The organism is Secundilactobacillus yichangensis (assembly GCF_016861565.1).
Classification (GTDB): Bacteria; Bacillota; Bacilli; order Lactobacillales; family Lactobacillaceae; genus Secundilactobacillus; species Secundilactobacillus yichangensis.
Window position 1 is genome coordinate 25380 of the sequence record NZ_BOLK01000014.1, and the last position, 21519, is coordinate 46898.

General features: G+C 44.3%; 19 protein-coding genes. 5 read left to right on the forward strand and 14 right to left on the reverse strand.

The features are described from left to right. Window positions 1-23: 23 nt before the first annotated feature. Window positions 24-812, reverse strand: coding sequence for a hypothetical protein (locus JUE95_RS10345; protein ID WP_203651321.1), 789 nt, complete (start codon window positions 810-812; stop codon window positions 24-26). Window positions 813-980: 168 nt separating this feature from the next. Between JUE95_RS10345 and JUE95_RS10350 the strand changes: the two genes are divergently transcribed. Then, window positions 981-1442: a low molecular weight protein-tyrosine-phosphatase gene (locus tag JUE95_RS10350; RefSeq protein ID WP_203651323.1), complete on the forward strand. Its 462-nt coding sequence runs from the start codon at window positions 981-983 to the stop codon at window positions 1440-1442. Between the two features lie 59 nt (window positions 1443-1501). Here JUE95_RS10350 and JUE95_RS10355 read toward each other — a convergent pair whose 3' ends face one another. Then, window positions 1502-2203, reverse strand: a complete 702-nt coding sequence (locus JUE95_RS10355) for a class A sortase (protein WP_203651324.1) — start codon at window positions 2201-2203, stop codon at window positions 1502-1504. A 165-nt stretch (window positions 2204-2368) separates the two neighbouring features. On the opposite strand from JUE95_RS10355, the gene JUE95_RS10360 reads away from it, so the two are divergent. After that, a complete protein-coding gene (locus JUE95_RS10360; protein ID WP_203651325.1) occupies window positions 2369-3607 on the forward strand; it encodes a multidrug efflux MFS transporter in 1239 nt (412 codons plus the stop codon). A gap of 232 nt (window positions 3608-3839) precedes the next feature. Here JUE95_RS10360 and JUE95_RS10365 read toward each other — a convergent pair whose 3' ends face one another. The 5 genes from JUE95_RS10365 to JUE95_RS10385 form a co-directional block, all read right to left on the reverse strand. Next, window positions 3840-4091 (reverse strand): type B 50S ribosomal protein L31, encoded by a 252-nt coding sequence (locus JUE95_RS10365; RefSeq protein ID WP_089089485.1) that lies wholly within the window; start codon window positions 4089-4091, stop codon window positions 3840-3842. A gap of 105 nt (window positions 4092-4196) precedes the next feature. After that, complete coding sequence (gene murA / locus JUE95_RS10370; protein WP_203651328.1) at window positions 4197-5477, reverse strand: UDP-N-acetylglucosamine 1-carboxyvinyltransferase; 1281 nt, start codon at window positions 5475-5477, stop codon at window positions 4197-4199. Between the two features lie 201 nt (window positions 5478-5678). Further along, window positions 5679-7289: a CTP synthase gene (gene pyrG, locus JUE95_RS10375; RefSeq protein WP_203651336.1), complete on the reverse strand. Its 1611-nt coding sequence runs from the start codon at window positions 7287-7289 to the stop codon at window positions 5679-5681. 248 nt (window positions 7290-7537) lie between these two features. Further along, window positions 7538-8173 (reverse strand): DNA-directed RNA polymerase subunit delta, encoded by a 636-nt coding sequence (gene rpoE / locus JUE95_RS10380; protein ID WP_203651338.1) that lies wholly within the window; start codon window positions 8171-8173, stop codon window positions 7538-7540. Between the two features lie 44 nt (window positions 8174-8217). Continuing rightward, window positions 8218-8661 (reverse strand): YwiB family protein, encoded by a 444-nt coding sequence (locus JUE95_RS10385; protein ID WP_203651340.1) that lies wholly within the window; start codon window positions 8659-8661, stop codon window positions 8218-8220. Between the two features lie 239 nt (window positions 8662-8900). On the opposite strand from JUE95_RS10385, the gene JUE95_RS10390 reads away from it, so the two are divergent. From JUE95_RS10390 to yidA, 3 genes are read left to right on the forward strand one after another with little or no spacing between them, the layout of a single operon-like run. Next, window positions 8901-9725 (forward strand): lipoyl protein ligase domain-containing protein, encoded by an 825-nt coding sequence (locus JUE95_RS10390; protein WP_203651341.1) that lies wholly within the window; start codon window positions 8901-8903, stop codon window positions 9723-9725. A 23-nt stretch (window positions 9726-9748) separates the two neighbouring features. Continuing rightward, the gene (locus JUE95_RS10395) at window positions 9749-11098 is read left to right on the forward strand and encodes an HD domain-containing protein (protein WP_203651342.1); all 1350 of its coding nucleotides are present in this window, start codon (window positions 9749-9751) and stop codon (window positions 11096-11098) included. Between the two features lie 19 nt (window positions 11099-11117). Beyond that, on the forward strand, window positions 11118-11924 hold the full coding sequence (gene yidA / locus JUE95_RS10400) for a sugar-phosphatase (protein WP_203651343.1): 807 nt from the start codon (window positions 11118-11120) through the stop codon (window positions 11922-11924). A gap of 76 nt (window positions 11925-12000) precedes the next feature. Here yidA and JUE95_RS10405 read toward each other — a convergent pair whose 3' ends face one another. From JUE95_RS10405 to purR, 7 genes are all read right to left on the reverse strand, one after another. Beyond that, the gene (locus tag JUE95_RS10405; protein ID WP_203651344.1) at window positions 12001-12351 is read right to left on the reverse strand and encodes a DUF3899 domain-containing protein; all 351 of its coding nucleotides are present in this window, start codon (window positions 12349-12351) and stop codon (window positions 12001-12003) included. A gap of 81 nt (window positions 12352-12432) precedes the next feature. Further along, a complete protein-coding gene (locus JUE95_RS10410) occupies window positions 12433-14304 on the reverse strand; it encodes a DUF2207 domain-containing protein (protein ID WP_203651346.1) in 1872 nt (623 codons plus the stop codon). A 144-nt stretch (window positions 14305-14448) separates the two neighbouring features. Then, complete coding sequence (locus JUE95_RS10415) at window positions 14449-16782, reverse strand: ABC transporter ATP-binding protein/permease (RefSeq protein WP_203651351.1); 2334 nt, start codon at window positions 16780-16782, stop codon at window positions 14449-14451. A gap of 319 nt (window positions 16783-17101) precedes the next feature. Beyond that, window positions 17102-17851: a glucose 1-dehydrogenase gene (locus JUE95_RS10420; protein ID WP_203651352.1), complete on the reverse strand. Its 750-nt coding sequence runs from the start codon at window positions 17849-17851 to the stop codon at window positions 17102-17104. Window positions 17852-18007: 156 nt separating this feature from the next. Beyond that, a complete protein-coding gene (locus JUE95_RS10425; RefSeq protein ID WP_203651354.1) occupies window positions 18008-18985 on the reverse strand; it encodes a ribose-phosphate diphosphokinase in 978 nt (325 codons plus the stop codon). A 59-nt stretch (window positions 18986-19044) separates the two neighbouring features. Then, complete coding sequence (gene glmU / locus JUE95_RS10430; protein WP_203651356.1) at window positions 19045-20424, reverse strand: bifunctional UDP-N-acetylglucosamine diphosphorylase/glucosamine-1-phosphate N-acetyltransferase GlmU; 1380 nt, start codon at window positions 20422-20424, stop codon at window positions 19045-19047. Window positions 20425-20489: 65 nt separating this feature from the next. Beyond that, window positions 20490-21329, reverse strand: coding sequence for a pur operon repressor (gene purR, locus JUE95_RS10435; RefSeq protein WP_203651357.1), 840 nt, complete (start codon window positions 21327-21329; stop codon window positions 20490-20492). Between the last annotated feature and the right edge of the window lie 190 nt (window positions 21330-21519).

Below are 21519 nucleotides of genomic sequence, written 5' to 3' on the forward strand. Positions count from 1 at the left end.
GCTGATAGCTCGACTGACTCCGCTTATAGATCCATTTCATTTTCTGAAAACGGGGCTTCATCAGTAATATCGATGCCCCAGTGCTTTTTTTCAACATCATAGCTGAGTGTACCAACCTGCCGAGTGGTCTCATACACATCCATTCGATCACGCCACCAATTTTGACGTTCCGGATGTTCTTGAAGCCGCAAGGGAATTAAGTATCGCCGGCGCCGTTCTACTGCTTGATCAAAAGCAAAAACTAACCCTTCGGAAAAAGCTGCCTGTACTTTTTGAATAATTTCATCGGGCACATCGCTAACTGAAAATGGTCGGTTAAACATCATCCAACGATTGCTATGCAGCAGGCGCAGGTGACGCTTCAATGAAATATCCAAAATATGCTCAAACGTCTCCATTTTCCGGTAGTAAACTTTCACAAAACCTGAGTTAGTACCTAGATAAGCGTATGCGTTTTGCAATTTTGAATAGAGTGGAAGGTGATAGTGAGTCCCCATATGCGCCATGTATAACAGCTCTGCAATCTCGCTGGGCATCATTAAATCAAGGTCATCGCTTTCATGATAATCCAGCCACATTTTCGGTGAATCCGTTCTTGATAACAAAAATTCACGCACTGAATTTTGACCAGTTACCGTTTGAAAACGGGTATGGCCGTTAACCTGATTGCCCTCAAGTTTACCATCGATCAGTACGATTCGCTGCGGCACATCCGGCATCCCATTCACAAAATCAGCCGAAGTAATCCCATACGAAATAACGAGGTTATTCACCTGTTCCCAGTTGATATAGATAAAATTCCCTTGCATCACTTTTCCCACACTCTCTCACATTATAGACACTTTTATTGTACTACGAAACAACACTGAAAAGGACGTTAAACGTTTAATCTGATTAAAATTATTAGGTGAATTGGTCACCCTTGACGTGCCAACGATTATCCCATAACATGAGGGAAATAACTAAAAGGGGTTTCCATCATGACCAACGTACTTTTTGTCTGTTTAGGTAACATCTGCCGGTCACCTATGGCCGAAGCCATTTTTAAGGACCTCGTTGCCAAAGCTGGGCTACAGGATCAAATTCAGGTAGACTCATGTGCTACCAGCAGTGAGGAAGAAGGTCATCAGCCCCACCCTGGTGCCCGAAAAGTTATGGCTGCTCACGGACTGGACTACAGCTATATGCATTCCCGACCAATTACTCGCCAGGATTTTGACTGGGCTGACTACATCATTACCATGGACAGTCAAAACATGTTTAACCTTAATCAAATGGCACCACCCGAAGATCGGCCTAAAATTCATCTTTGTTTGGATATTCTGCCCGATAAGCGGGGCCAAGAGATTCCGGATCCCTGGTATACCCACCGATTCGAATACACCTACCAAGTGTTGCAATCCGCTTTGCCAGCTTGGCTGGATAAAATTAAAGCGCATTAACCAGCAGTAAATAAAAGCCGCGTTACCAGCCAGTTTTGACTGATAATGCGGCTTTTATGCTATTTATTATTAAATTTAGCAGCAAATTCTCTTTGGACCTTTACCGGTGTATCTGAGTACTTAGCAGTCTGTGTTAGCCTGCCACGAATCATCAAACGACGGGCACCGGTTGCATCACAGGTGATCAGCGTAATGATGTTAGATTTGGTTTGGTTCACCACATCAACTCGCGTTGCATCGATGAATTCCCGCTGATAAACCTTAAACGTATAAACCTTTTTCATGTCCGTTGTATAGATGGTGTCCCCAACCCGAGTCTTAAAATACAGCGGTGAAAAAAGAATATCTTTACGAACCATGTGATGTCCCGCCAGCGGGTAGTTACCGTGACCCATCTTCTGATCGGGCCTCATCGTACCGGCAGCCAGTGCCAAGGTCGTGTTAGCAACCCCTTTAGCAATTGGCAAATGAACATCAGACTTTGGTACTAATATTTGTCCCACCGGTAAAATTTTCTGGGAATTCATCCGGGCTCTTGCCACGGTCGAGAAATTCAGTGACTTTGCGTTTTTAAAGTTGAAATTAGCCTTTTTCTGATCGTTATTGGCAGCCGACTTAGCCGTAATCTTCGGTTGATACGAACTCACCATGTAATTTTTGATTTGCTGGTTAAAAATCAGTCCCAAAGAAATCAGCAACAGCACTACTAAACCAATTCGATACAGCCATTTTGTAAATTGGCTACGTCCTCTATTTTTCATTTGATCTCCCCACAATCCCTACTGAATCGCTTATGGAAGCGGTCCAATACATTTAACACGCTATTGGTATACCTTGGTTATCTACAAAAAACGTGCTACTCTTTATATTACTGCTATATTTTACTCGCTTGAAGGATTTTTTAAAAGAAAGAAGATTGATATTCATTGACTGAACCAGAACCCGCTGCCACCAAACCCAAACGCCCCGTCTGGCGCCGCAACTTATTCGTCCTGTGGTTTGGTACTTTTATGGCCGGACTTGCATTTAGCGAAATCATGCCATTCTTATCCCTGTATGTGGATACGCTAGGTAATTTTACGAAGGATCAACTTAATCTCTATTCCGGCATTACCTTTTCAGCAACTTACTTAGTTACCGCTGTAGCGAGTCCAATGTGGGGCCGGCTAGCCGATCGTAAGGGACGGAAACTGATGCTGTTACGAGCGTCACTTGGAATGGCGCTTGTGATGGGCCTGATGGGTGCTGTCACCAGTGTTTGGCAACTAATGGCTTTGCGATTTATTCAGGGGATTTTCTCGGGCTATATCAGTAACGCTAACGCTTTAATGGCAACACAAGCACCGAAAAGTAAAAGCGGTCAAGCTCTGGGCACCTTATCAACCGGCTACGTGGCTGGATCGCTATTTGGTCCCCTCGTCGGTGGTGTTCTAGCAGAAATCTTTTCTTATCGGGTCACTTTCTTCATTACGGGCGCACTCCTGCTATCCGTTTTCTTCGTCAGTTATTTCTTCGTCACTGAATCATTTACTCCCGTCAAGAAGGAAAACATGCTGTCCAGCAAACAAGTGCTGGGAGTCATCAATCATCCTAAATTAATTTTGGGGATGTTTATTACCACCCTGATCATCCAGGCTTCCAACATGTCCATTTCACCCATCCTGTCACTGTATGTCAGAGAGATCATGCCCAGGGGATCTGCAATCACACTGTTTAGTGGTATTGTTGCAGCTATTCCCGGGGTTGCGACGCTCTTTGCGGCACCTCAGTTGGGCCGGTTAGGCGATAAGATGGGCACTGAATTGATCTTATCAATCGGCTTTGTCTTCGCCATTTTAGTCTACCTGCCAATGGCCTTCGTCACCAACGTCTGGCAGCTGATGTTTTTAAGATTCCTGATTGGAATTTCAAACGCCACCATGCTGCCAGCCGTGCAAACCATTCTATCAAAGAATACACCACCAGAAGTGACTGGCCGGGTCTTCAGCTGGAATCAATCTTTCCAAGCGGTGGGCAGCGTGCTGGGACCAATGATCGGTTCAATGGTGTCAACGGTCTTCGATTACGCTGGCGTCTTCATTTCCACATCAATTTTAGTTCTGTTAAACTTCCTGCTAGTGTGGCATAATACCGCTAGTTTGAGAAGGAAACATTTGAAAAATTAGAGTGCGAAGGCAAGCGTTTAGGGAGCGGAGTGTAAGCTGACTAATTCAAAAATCCCGATCTTGGATTTATGGATTAGTCGGCTTACATGCAGCTCTCTGCTTGCCTGAGCACGTTTAGTCAATCTAAAAAGCAAAGCACCACGCCCGAGTAAATGGGCGTGGTGCTTTTTAGCATATTCAGACAAACAAAAAGCCACCCACACCATTGGCGTAAGTGACTCACTGATTAACTTTAGTCGTTTTTTAAACCGTACTTCTTGTTGAAACGATCCACAGCACCATCTGCTTGGGCAAACTTTTGCTTACCAGTGTAGAAAGGATGTGAGTCAGAAGAAATTTCAACACGAATCAATGGATAAGTGTTGCCATCTTCCCAATCGATTGTTTCTTCAGAAGTTGCAGTTGAACCTGACAAAAACTTGTAACCGGTACTTGAATCTTGGAATACCACTTGGTGGTAATCTGGATGAATTCCTTTTTTCATAATTGTTTCGCTCCTTTGCCCTGAATCATATACTGAAACAGAGATTGATTGTTATCGTCAACCTAAATAGAATATCATAAGAATAGCCCTAATTCAAGTCAACTCTTATAATTCTTCCACTCGATCACTATCTTCGATTTTAACGTCCGCATTCAGCGATGTCAGCTTATCAACAATACTGCCGTATCCGCGTAAAATATTATCAGCGCTGGTAATCGTGGTGGTGCCTTCAGCCATCAAGGCTGCAATCATTAGTGAGGCCCCGGCACGTATCTCGCCTGCATCTACAGTTGCACCAGTTAGACGATCAGTGTGATCCACTACAATCATGTCTTTTTCAGGGCGAATCTTCGCACCCATCTTTTTCAACTCCGGCACGTGCTTCAATCGTTGAGGATAAATGGTATCCACGATAACACTGGAACCCTTCGCCTTTAATAACAACGGCGTAATCGGCTGCTGAAGGTCAGTCGCAAAACCTGGGAACGGCATCGTTTTAACCTGAATCGCTTTTAGCTGGTTAGATGGTCCCACATAGGCGGAATCTTCACCAATCTGCAGGTCGACGCCCATTTCAATCAACTTGGCAGTAAACGATTCTAAATGTTCTGGAATGATGTTGTGAATCTCCACACCGTCACCCATGGCTGCAGCCATGGCTAAATAAGTCCCCGCCTCGATTCGATCAGGAATAATGGTGTGCACGTTCGTTGCTCGCAAAACAGGAACCCCTTCGATACGAATAACATCCGTTCCGGCACCACGGACATGAGCGCCCATGTTGTTCAAAAAGGTTGCAATATCAATAATCTCCGGCTCCTTAGCAGCGTTTTCAATAGTGGTCAATCCACTTGCCTTAACAGCTGCCAAAATGGTATTGATCGTGGCACCAACGGAAACCACGTCCAAGAAAATTCGGGCACCGTGCAGTCCCTTATTACCCGTAGTAATGCGAACTGTTCCATGATCATCCTCGACCTCTGCACCCAGTGCCTTAAAAGCCTTAATGTGTTGATCGATTGGCCGCGGTCCAATGTTGTCTCCGCCAGGGAACGTCAGCGTGGCACGACCAAAGCGGCCAAGTAGGGCTCCCATAAAGTAATAGGAAGCGCGCAAGCTTTTGATTGCTTTACTAGGCATTGGCGCCTCCACGATTTCAGTGGGATCAATCGTCAATACGCCATCTTCAAATCTGGAGTGCACGTTCATCGACTCTAAAATCAGCATCAGATTATGAACATCTAAAATATCTGGTACCATATCAAATTTAACTGGTGTATCTGCCAGGATTGCCGCTGGTATTAGTGCGACCGTGCTATTTTTAGCGCCACCGATGTTGACGCTGCCTGACAGGCGCTGTCCACCGTGGATTATCATTTTTTTCATGACGTAATTTTCCTCTACTATAAAGTCGTGCGTGAAGCAGTCTTAACTAATCATAAATAATGAACAGTTAAAATACAATAGTTTAACGTCGATTCTGTTAAATTGTAATATTTGAAGTTTTAACACAGCTTGAAAATACTGCCTATCGCGATAAAAAAGCCACGTGACCATAATGACCACGCGGCTTTCTAATTGTTTTACTTACTTTTCGTCATGTTGGTGATTAGCAGCGGCTACAAATGCCTTGAATAATCCTTCTGGCCGGTTAGGACGAGAAAGAAATTCTGGGTGATATTGCGCTGCCACGAAGAATTTGTTAGTTGGTAATTCGATGACTTCAACCAAGTGATCATCAGGAGAAGTACCAGAAAAGACTAAGCCCTGCTTACTCATTTCATCACGATAAGCGTTATTGAATTCGTAGCGGTGACGGTGGCGTTCAGAAATTTCAGCTTGATTATCGTACGCTGCCGCTGCCACTGTACCAGGCTTTAGCTTGCATGGATATGCTCCCAGCCGCTGGGTGCCGCCCATATCTTCCACATCCGTTTGATCAGCCATTAAATCGATGATCTTGTGCGTGGTATTAGGATCCATCTCAGTCGAATTGGCATCCTTATATCCCAGCACATGACGCGCAAATTCAACGCTTGCCATTTGCATTCCTAAGCAGATACCTAAAAACGGCAGGTTGTTTTCACGGGCATACTGAATGGCAGTAATCATCCCTTCAATACCACGGTCACCGAAGCCGCCAGGAACCAGTAAACCATCAGCACCCCTTAAGGTTTCAGCCACGTTTTCCGGTGTCACCTTTTCCGCATCGATCAGCTGCAGATCAACCTTAGCATCCAGCGGATAGCCGGCGTGCTTCAAAGCTTCCGCAACTGAGATGTAAGCATCCTGAAGACTGACGTATTTACCGACTAAAGCAATCGTGATAGTCTTCTTTAAATGATTGATCTTATTGATCATCGCTGACCATTCGCTCATATCAGAAACGGGTGCCTTCACACCAAGATGGTCAAGAACAAGCTGATCCATGCCTTGTTTTTGCAAACGCAGCGGTACTTCATAAATCGTATCGACATCCATAGATTCAACCACAGCTTCTGGTTTAACATCACAGAACAAGGCGATTTTGTTACGCATTGACTCAGTGATTGGTTTTTCAGTTCTGACAACTAAGATGTTAGGCTGGATTCCCAGCCCTCTTAGTTCACGAACACTGTGTTGCGTTGGTTTAGTTTTCATTTCACCAGCAGCACGTAAGTATGGAATCAGTGTGGTATGAATATAAACGACGTTCTCATCGCCAACTTCGGCCTTCATTTGCCGAATGGCCTCTAGAAATGGCTGTGATTCAATATCGCCTACAGTACCACCAATTTCAGTGATCACGATATCCGCTTTCAGCGTCTTCCCTGCACGCATAATCTTTTCTTTGATCATACCAGTAATGTGCGGAATCACTTGAACAGTTGCACCGAGATAATCGCCATGGCGCTCTTTTTCAAGGACTTCTGAATAAATCTTACCAGTCGTGACGTTAGAATACTTGTTGAGGTCATTGTCAATGAACCGTTCATAGTGACCAAGATCCAAATCAGTTTCAGTCCCGTCATTGGTAACGAAAACTTCACCGTGTTGATATGGACTCATAGTCCCAGGATCGACGTTAATGTAAGGATCAAATTTTTGAATGGTCACTTTTAACCCACGGTTCTTAAGCAAGCGTCCAAGAGATGCTGCAACAATTCCTTTACCAAGTGAAGAAACCACACCGCCAGTTACAAAAATATATTTGGTCATTGTATAACTCCTCATAGATTAGTTTAGGGAAAAACAATCGTAAACCAATAAAAAGCTCCCTATTCATAACGAATAGGGAGCGGTTATTCCGAACGTTGACCTTGCGATTCCTCGTAAGGTGCCCAAAAAACATAATAACAAGTTGTCACTTTTCCGTCAAGCCCTAGCCTCATTTAAATTATCATAGAATGGTGGAAGGCCAAAACGAAGGGACAAAAAAACTCAGCCATCATAGCTGAGTTCTGAAACTATTTACTTGATTCCTCGTCGTCATCGCCGAAGTCATCATCATCTTCATTAAATTCTGATAACTGACCTTCAATGCCATCTGGCATGCTGTCGTCATCGTCATCATCATCGCCATCGTCGATATCAGCTAAATCTTTCTTGTACTTACCAAGTTCTTTAGTATCATCGTCGGTGTCATCATCGTCATCTTCGTCGTAATCAGCATCAAGATCGTCATCATCTACATCAACGTCGTCTTGATCTTCAGGATCATCATCGTCGTAATCAATGACATCATCATCGTCAGCTGAATCAGCTAAGAAAGCATTAACCTTCTTGTGCTTCTTCGTCTTCGGATGCTCCTCATCTTCTTCTGCACCGACAGTAGCTTCATCGATTGATTCGAAGGGATACCAGGTTCGTAAACCCCAGACGTTATCACCTAACGAAATGAAACTGCCATCAATGTTCAAATCAGTATAGAATTGAGAAAGCCGCTCGCGAATTTCCTTATCCGAGTCGCCCAGGTATGCCTGTACCTCATTGGCTAAGTCAACAAACGACATGGCATCCCCACGTTCAGACAAAATGGCGTGAGCTACTTCAATCATCGATAATTCGTTTTTATTTTGGCCTTCTAAGACTTTTAATTCCAAACTGGTGCACGTCCCTTCCACAGTCTACGAACCACTATACTAGATTAGACCGTAAATTGCAATCGAATCTCGTAATTTCCCAACAATTGTTCACCAGCATAAAGTAGGTAGTCAATTGATGCTGAACCGCCAAACGGCCGTTCATGAAAGCCTACCCGCAATTGCGGCGTTACCGTTTCAACTGGTACTAAGCCATACGGGGTCCGGTACGTTGCCCGAATCCGCTTACCCGCACTGAAGTGCATCCGTAAACGATTAGTCCCGTTACGGGTTAACGTCACGTCACCGTTAGGCAAAAATTTAATGGTGACTGGTACGTTACCTTCATCACCGTCAGAATCCGGTTCCTGATACCGTAAATAAATTGTCTCGCCGATTTGCACGATCTGACCCTCTACATCGATGGCATAGTCTGAAGACTGGCCATCCTGTACGGTATGAGTCGTTAAGTGAATGCCAACTGGAATGCTGGTTGACAAGTCATCCATTGCAACCCTTCCTTTCCATTTTTAATACGCTGTGTTCATTATAACGCTTTTATCCGAGATTTTGCACGATTAAACTCGGTCCTGATGTGCCTCCCAAAAGCACCGCTAATACCCGCTATAACACACTTAGTTGCCAGCTTATTAATGCTGAAATAATGGGCTAGTCCAAAATTAGTGACGTAGCTCTGGATTTCCGTTATAATGAATGAAGAATTGTTTTTAAATCAATGAGGGATATTATGAAAAGACAAACCTTGTTTTCATCTCTGCAAGTGATCGATACGCCATTGAATAGAGACAGTAAACTGGCGGCTTTTGGCATGACCAATGCCCTACTGGATCTCTGCGGTGACACCGATCAAGCACTGCTACATTTTTGGACGTTACCGCCAACCTTAATTTTGGGTTTAAAGGACCGTCATTTGCCAAAATTACAGGCCGCGTTGAAAACGGTCACCGGTAACGGTTACGACTATTTCATTCGTAATTCTGGTGGCTTGGCGGTAGTCAGCGATGGCGGCGTCCTAAACGTCTCGCTGTTCATTCCGCAAACCTCATCGCACCATTTATCAGTCGATGATGGTTACGAGCTCATGAAACAGCTCCTTGCGCAGACCTTCCCAAGTTTACCCATTGAAAGCCGAGAAATCACGCATTCCTATTGTCCAGGTGACTATGATCTTAGTGTTAATGGTCAAAAGTTCGCTGGTATTTCACAGCGTCGAAGTACTCAAGCACTGGTAATAATGGCTTACATCAGTGTTTTAGGCGACCAAACCTTTCGCGGTTCGATGGTGCGTGATTTCTACGATACCGGCTTAGCTGGTCAGCCCAATGAATTAGACTTCCCAGAAGTCTGGCCTCAAACGATGATCAATATTGCTGATGCACTTCATCAGCCATTGACCATTGATGAAGTAAAAGGTGCCATTCTGTCAGCTTATCAGCAACAGGGGGTACAACTGGATTTAACCACGTTGATGACCAGTACCCGGTCACCGCAATTTCAGCAAACTTATAATCAGGAACTCGCCAAGATGCAGAAACGGCAGCTTGGCATTTAACTTTAAAGGAGGCAGTGTCAACATTGCCATATCAAGCAGAACGGCTCCCCCGCGAAAAGGTTTTTCGCGATCCCGTTCATAATTATATCTACATTCAGCACCGCATTATTTTAGATTTGATCAACACCAAAGAATTTCAGCGGTTACGGCGGATCAAACAGCTGGGAACCGCGTCCTTAGTTTTCCATGGCGCTGAACATACCCGGTTTACACACTCGCTGGGAGTTTACGAAATTACTCGGCGGATTTGCGACAATTTTCAGCGCAACTATCCAACCAAGACGCCAGGTGACGGCCTTTGGGATGATAATGAGCGGCTGGTTGCACTGTGTGCGGCACTGCTGCACGACATCGGCCACGGCCCATATAGCCACACTTTTGAGCACATCTTTCAGACCGATCACGAAGCCATTACAGTTGCTATCCTCACGTCGCCGACAACCGAGGTCAATCAGGTGCTTCGCCAGGTTAGTCCTGAGTTTCCTGTTCAGGTTGCATCCGTGATTCAAAAAACTTACCCTAATCCACAAGTTGTTCAAATGATTTCTAGTCAAATCGATGCCGACCGGATGGATTATCTCCTGCGTGACGCTTATCATACCGGAACGAAGTACGGTACCTTTGATCTGACCCGGATCTTAAGGGTCATGCGGCCGTACAAAGATGGTATTTGTTTTGAAATCAGCGGCATGCATGCAGTGGAAGATTACATTGTCAGCCGCTTTCAAATGTACCAGCAAATTTATTTTCACCCGGTATCCCGTTCGATGGAAGTGATCTTGAACCACTTACTGAAGCGGGCTAAGGAAGATTACGAAAAAGCCAGCAATAAGAACGAAGCAGCTGCACCATACCTGCTGTTTCCCTTCTTCAATCATGAATTTGATTTAGACGATTATCTGTTACTTGATGATGGAACGCTCACCACGTACTTCGCTCACTGGCGGCAGTCTAGCGATCCCATCCTGGCCGATCTGGCGCACCGTTTCTTAGACCGGAAGCCCCTGAAATCCGTCAAGTTTGACGAACAAACTCAAGCTAAGATTCCCGAATTACGGCAATTAATTGAAAAAGCTGGTTTCAATTCCACTTATTACACTGCTACTAACAATAGTTACGATCTGCCTTACGACGCATACGACCCTAAGATGAAGAAGCCAATGACGCAAATCGAACTGATGCAATCCGATGGCCAGCTCATCGAGCTTTCCACCGTAAGTGCGTTAGTCAGTGCGATTACCGGTAAATTCTCCGGTGATCAGCGTTTCTTCTTCCCGAAGGAAATGCTGTCTTCAAAGGAAAGCAACGTTGAACTTTTCGACCCTGTTTACAAGGCATTTCAGACTCATTTGCATAACGACTACATCATTTAATTAATTAAGGAGCTTACGCATGGCAATCAAACTTATCGCAATTGATATCGATGGTACGTTAGTTAACGACCGCAAACAATTGACACAGCACACAATCGACACGGTAACCAAGGCACGTCAAAAGGGCATTAAAGTTGTCCTTTGCACTGGCCGGCCAATCACTGGTGTGCACCAATACTTAAAGCCGTTGAACATTAGTGGTGACGACGAATACGTTGTTACCTTCAACGGCAGCCTGGCTCAAACGATTTCCGGTACCCCGATCGTTAGTCACAACATCACGCTTGAAGACTATATCGACTTAGAAACAGTGGCACGTAAAGCTAAAATTCATTTTCACATGGAAACGCTCGACCACATTTATACGGCTAACCGCGACATCAGCCCCTACACGATTGCTGAATCGTTTCTGGTTCAAATGCCAATTCGGTACAGGACACCGGAAGAAATCACGGACGATCTTTCAATTTCAAAGGGAATGTTCATTGATGATCCAAAATTACTATCAACTTTTATTAAGAACTTTCCAGAGGAATTAAGAGAACGCTTCTACGTGGTTCAAAGCGAACCTTACTTCTTTGAAGCCATGAATAAAAAAGCCAGCAAAGGTAATGCCATTGCTGAACTGGCAACCAAGCTAGGCTTTACTTCAGATGAAGTCATGGCCATGGGTGACCAGGGTAACGACTTGACTATGGTGAAATACGCCGGCACTGGTGTGGCAATGGGTAATGCCATTGATGAGGTCAAGGAAGCTGCACAATTTATTACTAAAACCAATGAGGAAGATGGCGTCGCTTACGCCATTGAAAAGTTTGCACTCTAATTAATCATTTCCACAAAAAGAAGGCTAACCCTTGGTTGTCATGACTAAGGGTTAGCCTTCTTTTTGTAACGCCTGCTCACACCGTCAAAATAATGCCTAACGCAATCAGTCCGATGGCGTTGATCAAGCAAAACCAGGCGTACTTGTTCACTACGATTGGCGCGTTCTTCAGCCGGCCAACTTCTCGAACGGGTACCTTTTCTTCGGGCAAAGGTTCTTCACCCTTACGCCGCCGTCTACGCCAGCCGGCAAATAGATGCCCCTTTTCCAAAACGAAAAACGCGGCACCCATTAAAAAGACCAAACCCAGCATAAACCAGAAGTTTGCCACAACAATGATGGATTGCCATGGCAGGGTCAGCAGTCCCGCAATAATAATGACTGCTAAGGTCAGCAACGCCCAGCGATACCGTTTTATCCTTTTCAATTCATCTCACCTATTCAACTATTATTGTGCTCTAGCATAGTTGAGATTCGACTTTGGTGCAAGTCTTTTCGGTTTGCTGATTTAAAACGCACCGCCACCGGAACCGCCACCAAAGCCTCCTGAACTACCACCGCTGAAGCCACCGGAGCCACCGCTGCCTGATGAAAAATCAGAACTGTCACTAGTGCTCGTATCGGCACTAGCCGCGGTGAAAGTTGATGTGAAAGCAGTACTGAAATCAGCACCCGAGTATTGATCATCCAAGTACATTGGGTAATAGCTCTGGAAAAACGGCGTTAATTCAGCAGCACTAAAGTTAGCCGCCATTGCCTTCAACACCCGTTTAGCAAGACCGAATGCAACCGCGTATGGTAGCATCCGTTCCCACAAAATCAAATCACCAACTTGTGAACGATCAAATTCCCCAATATCATGCAACATACTACGGAAATTACGAATTTGACCGACTGCGTCCTCGCCGGCCTGATTGTAGTGGGCCACATGGCGCATGTACTTAATTGCCACCGCAATACTGGTAACAATATAGCCAACACTTACGATCACGCCTGCAACGCGTAAAACGGGAAGTGTCAAGAAGATTGCAGCCATGGAACTGAAGCCGCCAAGAATCACACTAAACACGATTAGCAGCCAGCCCTTAGTTCCAACATCATCAGTCTGATGATTGAAAAGCCCCAGTGCATCCGTTTTCTCGTAAGACGCCTTTCGCCAAGCCGTGAATTTTTGGTTCAACGTCAATGAATGAGGATGATTGAGGTTATAATCATCAATTTCACCTAAAGTGAACGTGCGCTCAGGCTTATTCCCTTTACCCACTGTGTTAAATAAGAATGCCAATAATGGATCGTTTTGATGTTCCACTTTCATCTTGGGCGTTTCTGTAATCCGGTAAGTGGTCGAAAAATGGTCCTTATCAGGTTTAATCGTCAATTCGCCATTGGCAGCTAATTCCATGAGCCAAGCTGTAAACGCCTTGGCATCTGGTTGACTCTCAGTCAAGATACTTTGACTGGTCACGGCCGAATAACTGGGAATTTCAAAGTTATGAACCTTTGGTGTTTCTTTGACCGGCGAACCAACGTGCTTTTTGAACCAGCGCAATCTGCTTAGCAGATAGAAAACGCCGATTCCGAGCAAAACCACCATCACACCAAGTGGTATCAGCAACGCCTGAAGCCGTTTCAGATTAGCTTGCCTGGCTAGCTTCGCTTCTTGTTTTTGAACGGTTGCTAAACGTTTTTTATCAGAAGTCCTCGAATTAGCCGAAGTGACCGTGGTCGGAAAGACCATGTGACTTTCAACGAAAGTTTTTGCTGGTACTTTGGCAACGGTCATCATCACCTTACCAGCCTCTTTATCAACTTCGGTGTGACCGCTTAACGGACCGTGTGTCCAAGCCTGCAGCTGTTTCACGTTTTTCGCTGGGAGCTGAACTGTGATTTGAACGTGATTCAGTGGTATCTCCCAACCCGTGCCAATAATTTTCCAGTTCAGTTCAGCAGTATCAGCACAGTTAACGACCACGTGTCTAAGCCGATACTTGTATGTGTACGTCACGTTTTCATCAGAGGCCACGTGATAGACCTTGATTTGATAGACCTTACCCAAAGTTGACGTCTCAAATGTGTCGGGTGCTCCAGGATTACGTGAACTGGCAACCGTCTTGTCACCGTTGCTTAAAATAGTCACGGTAGGTTTGCCGGCTATCCCACCAGTACCAGCGTAATCCTGCTTAAGGAAAACACCATGATAGAGGCCATCGAACTGATATTTAATACGTTGTGTTACATCTGCATCACCGTTTTTTTCAACATTAACGTTGATGTGATAGCGATCGATACTGTAGCTCGATGCCGTGGCTTTACTGCCCCCCAATCCCCAAAACAGCACAGTCATAACTAGTGCTAACAAAAATAATAGTCGCTTTCTCATTTTGACACTCCCCTCCATACTCATCATCATTTTATCAAACTATAACTTGTTTTACCGGTTAAACTGCTAAATATTTGAAATTAAAAAGAGCAGCCAGACACCTAGCTAATGACTAGACATCTGGCTGCTCTTCATATTTTTCTTTTATTCGCTTCTTAAGGCCGTTGCTGCATCCTTCTTGGAAGCCATCCGCGCTGGGATGTGCCCGCCAATGATGGTCAGCACCGTACTGATAATGATCAGAATCACTGCAGCCCACAAACTAAGCTGGGCAACGTTGTTGAGATTCGTTAAGTTCTTGATCACCGCGTTAATTGGGAAAGTTGCTAACCAGGCGATCACGATACCAATCACACCAGAAGCAACACCTAGAATAGCTGTTTCAGCATCGAAGACCCGGGTAATATCCTTTTTACGGGCACCTAAGGCTTTCAGCACCCCAATTTCCTTGGTTCGTTCAAGCACTGAAGTGTACGTGATAATGCTGATCATGATCATACTAGTTACCAGCGAAATTGCAGCAAAGGCAATCAGCACGTAGGTAATGGCGTTCATTAAACCACCTGTCAGTTTAGAAACCGACCCCGCCATATCAGTATAAATAATCTTATCCGCTTTAGACTTACCCTTGTTATAACCATCCAGATAACTCAGCACTTTATCCTTGTTTTGGAAAGTATTCGGGTAAATCATAATGCTTGCAGGCACCTTCGAACCGCCTAAAGCGTTGATGACCTGGTTTTTAGCCGTACTGCCGGTTAAAGTTTGGCCTGTTAGGACGTTACGTGAACTAGCTTTTTGGGCCTTCACGATGTGTGAATCAGCGTTTTGATCAACCATTTCCTTGGTCAAGCGGTCACTGTAGACGAAACCAGGTGCGAGGATATTTTCCTCGTTAGCTGATTTAACTCGCAGTACGCCGGCAACACGGAGAGTCTTATTGCTGCTATTATCGTACATTGACTTGTAATTGTTGCTTGGTAAATACATGCCCATCCGTTGCGTATAATAAGTATCATTATTAACTGCTTTAACGGTGGTACCAACGATTTTATTGAAGTTGATTTTTTGGCCGTTTTTAACGTTAAATCCTAGGTTCTTTAAGCCGTTGATGTTGGTTGAATTATCCTTATTGATCACCAGTACGACATCCGTCGGTTTGCTTGGAAATTCGCCAGCCATAACTTTGTAGTGCTTATGCAGGAAACTGACTTTGCCATTATTATCGGTGGGATAAGAGGAAACACCCACCCCCACTGAACTGGCCATCATACTGGACATATCGGGACCATTAGCGTTCTTTTGATTCTGGTTAGAGAACTGAACTGGTTTGACCTTACCATTCACATTACGCAGCAAATTCATGCCTGTGGTGTAGGTGTAGCCAATATTTTTACTGTACTTAGGATTTAATTTTTTGACGTAGTTAACGTACTTTTGAGAGATCTTATTGGTATGCTGCGCTTTATCCGCCTCGCTAGTTTCAGCAGTTACCGCCTTATTCTTAGAAAAATGTTCCTTCTTCTGACTGCTATCAGCACCGTTTTGAGACGATGCCATTTGCGAAATTGTTACCGGATATTGTGCTAACGTATTTGACTGAGTTTTATCGATCTGCTTTTGAAAACCGTTTGATAGCGCCAAAACAATGGCAATCCCAATAATTCCAATACTAGAAGCAAAGGCTGTTAAGAAGGTTCGTCCCTTTTTAGTACGGATATTCGTAAACGATAGCTTTAGTGCAGTCCAGTAAGTCATCTTGGTTTTCTTCAACGAGAAAGTTTGGTTTTCTTCCTGCTCGTCATATGGATCGGAGTCAGACTGAATCTTTCCGTCAGCAAAACGGATAATACGGTCAGCGTACTGATCGGCTAATTCCGGATTATGAGTAACCATGATCACCAGCCGTTCCTTAGACAGGTCTTTGATGATCTGCATAATTTCCTGGCTGGTTTCAGTATCCAAGGCACCCGTTGGCTCATCACACAGCAGAATTTCTGGATCGTTAGCAATCGCACGGGCAATGGCTACTCGTTGCATTTGTCCACCCGAAAGCTGGTTGGTCTTTTTGTACATATGTTCTTCCAAACCGACCCGCTTTAACGCAGTAATGGCGCGTTCCTTTTTCTCTGAGCTGGGAACACCGCTAAGTGTCATCCCTAATTCAACGTTATCAATGATCCCTAAATGACCAATTAAATTATAGCTTTGGAAAATAAAGCCAACGGAATTATTTCGGTATGCATCCCAATCTGAGGCCTTAAATTCCTTGGTAGACTTCCCTTTGATGATTAGGTCGCCAGAATCATAAACATCTAAGCCACCAATATTATTTAACAGCGTTGTTTTCCCCGAACCGCTAGGGCCTAAAATTGCAACAAATTCTTGCTTTCGAAAAGCCACTGAAACATCATCCAGTGCTTTTGTAACGGTATCACCAACGTGATAGTACTTTTTTAAGTGTTTGAGTTCTAGCATTCTTGGTACCTCCATAGTGTAAAGGCGACTATAAACTACAATTGATAAAAGTCAATTATTAATTTGTATTTAATAATTGTGCCTCGATTTCGCCTAGGTAACTGATTAGCAACTTTGCCCATTATGCGCTTTTATTTCAGATTCTTCTTCATTCTCAGTTACATTTTATCAGAGTCTGTCTTCTTTTACCGCTAAAATCTGATTAGCTTCAATTAATTAATACTCAAAATATTTAATGCAAAATAAAAACAACACTATTTTCAGCCAAATTAACGACCGCAAAATAGTGTTGTTTTCTGGAGTTAGACTATTAGGCGCGTTAAGCTCTCACGCCGCCATCGACCGTAAACTCACCACCGATAGCATACTTAGATTCATCGCTGCCAAGGTAGACACAAATTTCACCAATGTCCTTTGGTTCACCAAGGTGCCCAGCGGGAATGGTCTGAATAATTTGTTCTTTGGCGTCTTCCGGCACAATATTCGTATCGATCCAGCCGGGATGAACCGAATTAACCCGGATTTTGATGCCGCGACGTGCTAAAGATGAAGCTGCTGCGCGGGTCAGCATCCGACTACCACCCTTGCTGGCAGAATAATCAGGTGCCATCGGCAACCCAACCAATCCAGCAACAGAGGAAACATTGATAATGGATCCGGTAGCATTATTCGTCTTCTTCATGGCGTTAATGCCGGCTTTCATCCCAAGAAAGTTACCGGTTAAGTTAATATCAATCACTTGCTGCCAGTCAGCTAACGGCTTATCTTCAATTGGCTTGCCATCTCCACCAACGCCAGCATTGTTGACCAGAATATCGAGTTTCCCAAACTTAGAGATAGTCGCATCAATTACCTTTTGCCAATCAGCCTCTTGAGAAACGTCTTGCTGTACAAATAACGCCCGGTCATCACCAAACTTTGCCACGGCTTTTTTACCGCCTTCAACGTTATGATTGGCAGTGAGCACCACGTTAGCACCCTCTTCAATGTAGCATTCGGCAATCCCCAAACCAATACCTGCAACGCCACCGGTAATGATAGCAACTTTATTCCTTAAACGATCAGTCAATACGACCACTCCTTAACCTCTATTTTTTAAACTTATCTTATTGTACAATTTCACACAATCATTCACAAACTTTACGCTTTCTGATAAAAGGGATTAGCGACTCCAGCAAAATAAAAAACCACAATCATCAAAAGATGATTGCGGTTCAACGTTCAACTATTCTGCACCGTGGAAACGATTATGGAACAGTGGACTAACTGGCCGATTCTCGTGAATCCGGATGATGGCATCGCCAATCAGCGGTCCCACGGAAATCTGCTTAATTTTATCGATTTGTTTTTCCTTTGGTAACTGAATTGAATCAGTTACGATCAACTGCTTAATGGCTGAATTTTGAATTCGTTCAATGGCTGGACCGGAAAGAACTGGATGAGTCGCACTAGCGTAAACATCCGTTGCACCCGCATCCTTCAACGCCTGTGCTCCCAATGTTATGGTCCCCGCCGTGTCGATCATATCATCGATCATGATAGCACGCTTACCTTTAACATCACCAATAATATTCATAATCTCAGCAACATTGGCTCTTGGCCGTCGTTTATCAATGATGGCAATTGGTGCCTTCAAAAATTCAGCTAGCGCCCGAGCACGACTAACACCACCATGGTCAGGAGAAACCACAACAGCATTCTCATCAATACCATGATTAATGAAGTAATCAGCTAACAGTGGCGCACCCATCAAATGATCTACTGGCACATCAAAGAATCCTTGAATCTGTGCGGCATGTAAATCCAGCGCAACCACACGGCTAATACCCGCTTTTTCAAGCATGTTAGCAACCAGTTTAGCCGTAATTGGTTCACGAGACCGCGCCTTACGATCTTGCCGTGCGTAACCGTAATATGGAATAACCACATTAATTGTTGCTGCACTGGCACGGCGAAGCGCATCAACCATAATCAACAGTTCCATCAAATTGTCATTAACAGGAGCGGAAGTCGATTGAATGACAAACACGTGGCAGCCGCGAATGCTTTCTTCAATGTTGATCCGGATCTCACCGTCACTAAAACGGTCAACTGATGTTTTTCCAAGACTAACACCAACTTCGTCAGCAATCCGCTGAGCAAGTGGTTTGTTGGAATTTAACGCAAAGATTTTCAACTTTGGGTCATTATATTTCTCTAACATGGGATCCTCCAATGGCTTAATTCTACATACATTTTACACTAATTCACAAGTTCAGTATATTACTTTTCTGGGTCATAAGGTAGCTTTTTGAAATACCCTGGCTTATTGGTCTGCCGAGCACGGGCAATGGCCATATCATACTGGTTCACGCCATCGGTAATCGTTGACCCTGCCGCGATAAAGGAATGATCAGCCACCGTCAATGGTGCAATCAAGTTAGAATTACTGCCAATAAAGGCATCGTCGCCAACCGTGGTTTCGTGCTTGTGGGCACCATCATAGTTAACAAAGACTACACCGCAGCCAACGTTGATTCGTTTGCCCAAGTGGGCATTCCCAACGTAGGTCAAGTGGCCTACCTTAGTGCCTTCATCGATTGTTGCTTTCTTAACTTCAACAAAATTACCCAAATGAACGTTTTTCCCAATATGTGAATCTGGACGCAAATGACTCATTGGTCCAATATTGCTGCCATCTTCCATTTCGGAATCTTCTAGATAAGAAGATGTCACCGTCACATTATCATGTAAAACGGTATCATGCAACTCAGAGTGCGCACCAATATGACAATTTTCACCAATCACCGTCTTGCCCTTTAGAAGAACACCTGGTTCAATGATGGTATCAGAGCCAATTTTAATGTCGACATCGATGTACGTGTCTTCGGGATTAATTAAAGTCACACCATTGTTCATGTGGTATTCATTGATTCGACGCTGCATGACCTTGGTTGCTTTAGAAAGCGCAACGCGATCGTTAACCCCCATTGATTCTTCAAAGGACGGCATCCGATAAGCTGCGACAATATCGCCCTGCTCCTTCAAAATCTGGATTACATCCGTCAAGTAATACTCACCCTGAGCATTATGATTAGAGGTCTTGTGCAGCGCTGCAAACAGTGCCTTGTTATCAAAAACATAGACTCCGGTGTTAATCTCGTTGATTTCTTGTTCCTGCTTTGTGGCATCCTTTTGCTCAACAATTTTTTCAACGATACCGATATCGTTACGAACGATTCGGCCGTAACCCGTTGGATCAGGAGATTGAGACGTTAAGATTGTAGCAACCGCCTTTTTAGCTTCATGATACTGAAATAATTTTTCGAAGGTTTCTGCTCGAAATAACGGTGTATCGCCACTGACCACTAGGGTTGTTCCGTCTTGATCCTTTAATAGCGGCTCAGTCTGCAAAACAGCGTGGCCGGTACCAAGCTGTTCCTTTTGCAGGACGTACTTAGTCCGATCTCCAAGTGTTTCTTCAACCTGTTCTGCACCATAGCCGACTACCGTCACAATTTGATCCATATGAGTCTTTTCCACTTGAGTCAAAACGTGGTCAACCATTGAACGGCCACAGACTTGATGTAAAACTTTATACAGTTTCGACTTCATTCGTGTTCCCTTACCAGCAGCGAGAATAATCGTATTTCTAGTACTCATTAGACAAACTCCTTAACATTATTAGTCATTCAATCATTTATTACATGAAACGCTAACACTTACGTTTAAAATTGCGTCAATCGCTCTGGCGTGTAGATTTGTTCTGCAAAATTACCAGCTGTGACGTCAACGTGATCATTAGTGGCATGAATCTTAAGTAATGAAGTGTATTTAGGCACCTTTCGCTCACCCGCAAAAGCGCCTTCCGCAAACACGGCAACTCCGGCAACTTTGGCGTCAAATTCCTTGACTAAGGATTGCATACCGCCGACGGTTCCGCCGCCCTTCATGAAATCATCCACGATTAATACCCGTGAACCTGGCGCTAAACTGCGCTTGGACAGTGCCATTTTTTCGATTCGGCTGCTTGAACCCGAAACGTAGTTCACGCTAACCGTTGAACCCTCAGTAATCTGTGAATCATGCCGGGCAATCACAAACGGCACGTTTAAGTAATCCGAAATGCTCTGCGCAATCGGAATTCCCTTGGTTGCCACCGTCAAAACGGTATCAACCTCATCTTCTAAATACTGGGTGGCAACCAAACGGCCAACTTGACGCAAAACGCTTGGCCGACCCAGTAAGTCGGACATGTACACGTAACCGCCGGGTAGGAAACGATCAGCTTCTGACAGCGATTCAATCACGCTATCAACGAACTCAGTAGCTTCTTGCTGAGGAATGTACGGAATAAACCGTGCTCCGCCAGCGGCACCGGGAACCGTTTCTAACAGACCCGTTCCCCGAGCTTTAAGTGTTCGCTTTAAAATCGTCAGATCTTCACTGATTGAAGACTTGGCTGACCCGTAACGTTCCGAAAAAAAGGTCAACGACACTAATTGATGAGGCCGCTCTAACAGATACCGGGTCATATCAATCAGCCGGTCGCTTCTTCTTACTTTCACTTTGGTTTCCTCCATGTCACTTAACGTCATATTTAATATTATTATTCTAGCATAAATGTTCGGGTTTAAGGGATTCATTCTATGAATCTCATGATTTTATTAACATTTCTTTGAAGTTTATTCCTTTTACCTAGCCAAAAACTGTTCAGATATACGGATACTCTTATCGACTTATCAATTCAGCCAAAAA

Bases quoted from the DNA above. Each gene is read 5' to 3' on its own strand.
- JUE95_RS10425 (WP_203651354.1), bottom strand. From the start codon at position 18,985: ATGTTAGAGAAATATAATGACCCAAAGTTGAAAATCTTTGCGTTAAAT.
- JUE95_RS10410 (WP_203651346.1), bottom strand. From the start codon at position 14,304: ATGAGAAAGCGACTATTATTTTTGTTAGCACTAGTTATGACTGTGCTG.
- yidA (WP_203651343.1), top strand. From the start codon at position 11,118: ATGGCAATCAAACTTATCGCAATTGATATCGATGGTACGTTAGTTAAC.
- JUE95_RS10350 (WP_203651323.1), top strand. From the start codon at position 981: ATGACCAACGTACTTTTTGTCTGTTTAGGTAACATCTGCCGGTCACCT.
- glmU (WP_203651356.1), bottom strand. From the start codon at position 20,424: ATGAGTACTAGAAATACGATTATTCTCGCTGCTGGTAAGGGAACACGA.
- JUE95_RS10385 (WP_203651340.1), bottom strand. From the start codon at position 8,661: ATGGATGACTTGTCAACCAGCATTCCAGTTGGCATTCACTTAACGACT.
- JUE95_RS10415 (WP_203651351.1), bottom strand. From the start codon at position 16,782: ATGCTAGAACTCAAACACTTAAAAAAGTACTATCACGTTGGTGATACC.
- JUE95_RS10365 (WP_089089485.1), bottom strand. From the start codon at position 4,091: ATGAAAAAAGGAATTCATCCAGATTACCACCAAGTGGTATTCCAAGAT.
- JUE95_RS10355 (WP_203651324.1), bottom strand. From the start codon at position 2,203: ATGAAAAATAGAGGACGTAGCCAATTTACAAAATGGCTGTATCGAATT.
- pyrG (WP_203651336.1), bottom strand. From the start codon at position 7,289: ATGACCAAATATATTTTTGTAACTGGCGGTGTGGTTTCTTCACTTGGT.
- murA (WP_203651328.1), bottom strand. From the start codon at position 5,477: ATGAAAAAAATGATAATCCACGGTGGACAGCGCCTGTCAGGCAGCGTC.
- JUE95_RS10390 (WP_203651341.1), top strand. From the start codon at position 8,901: ATGAAAAGACAAACCTTGTTTTCATCTCTGCAAGTGATCGATACGCCA.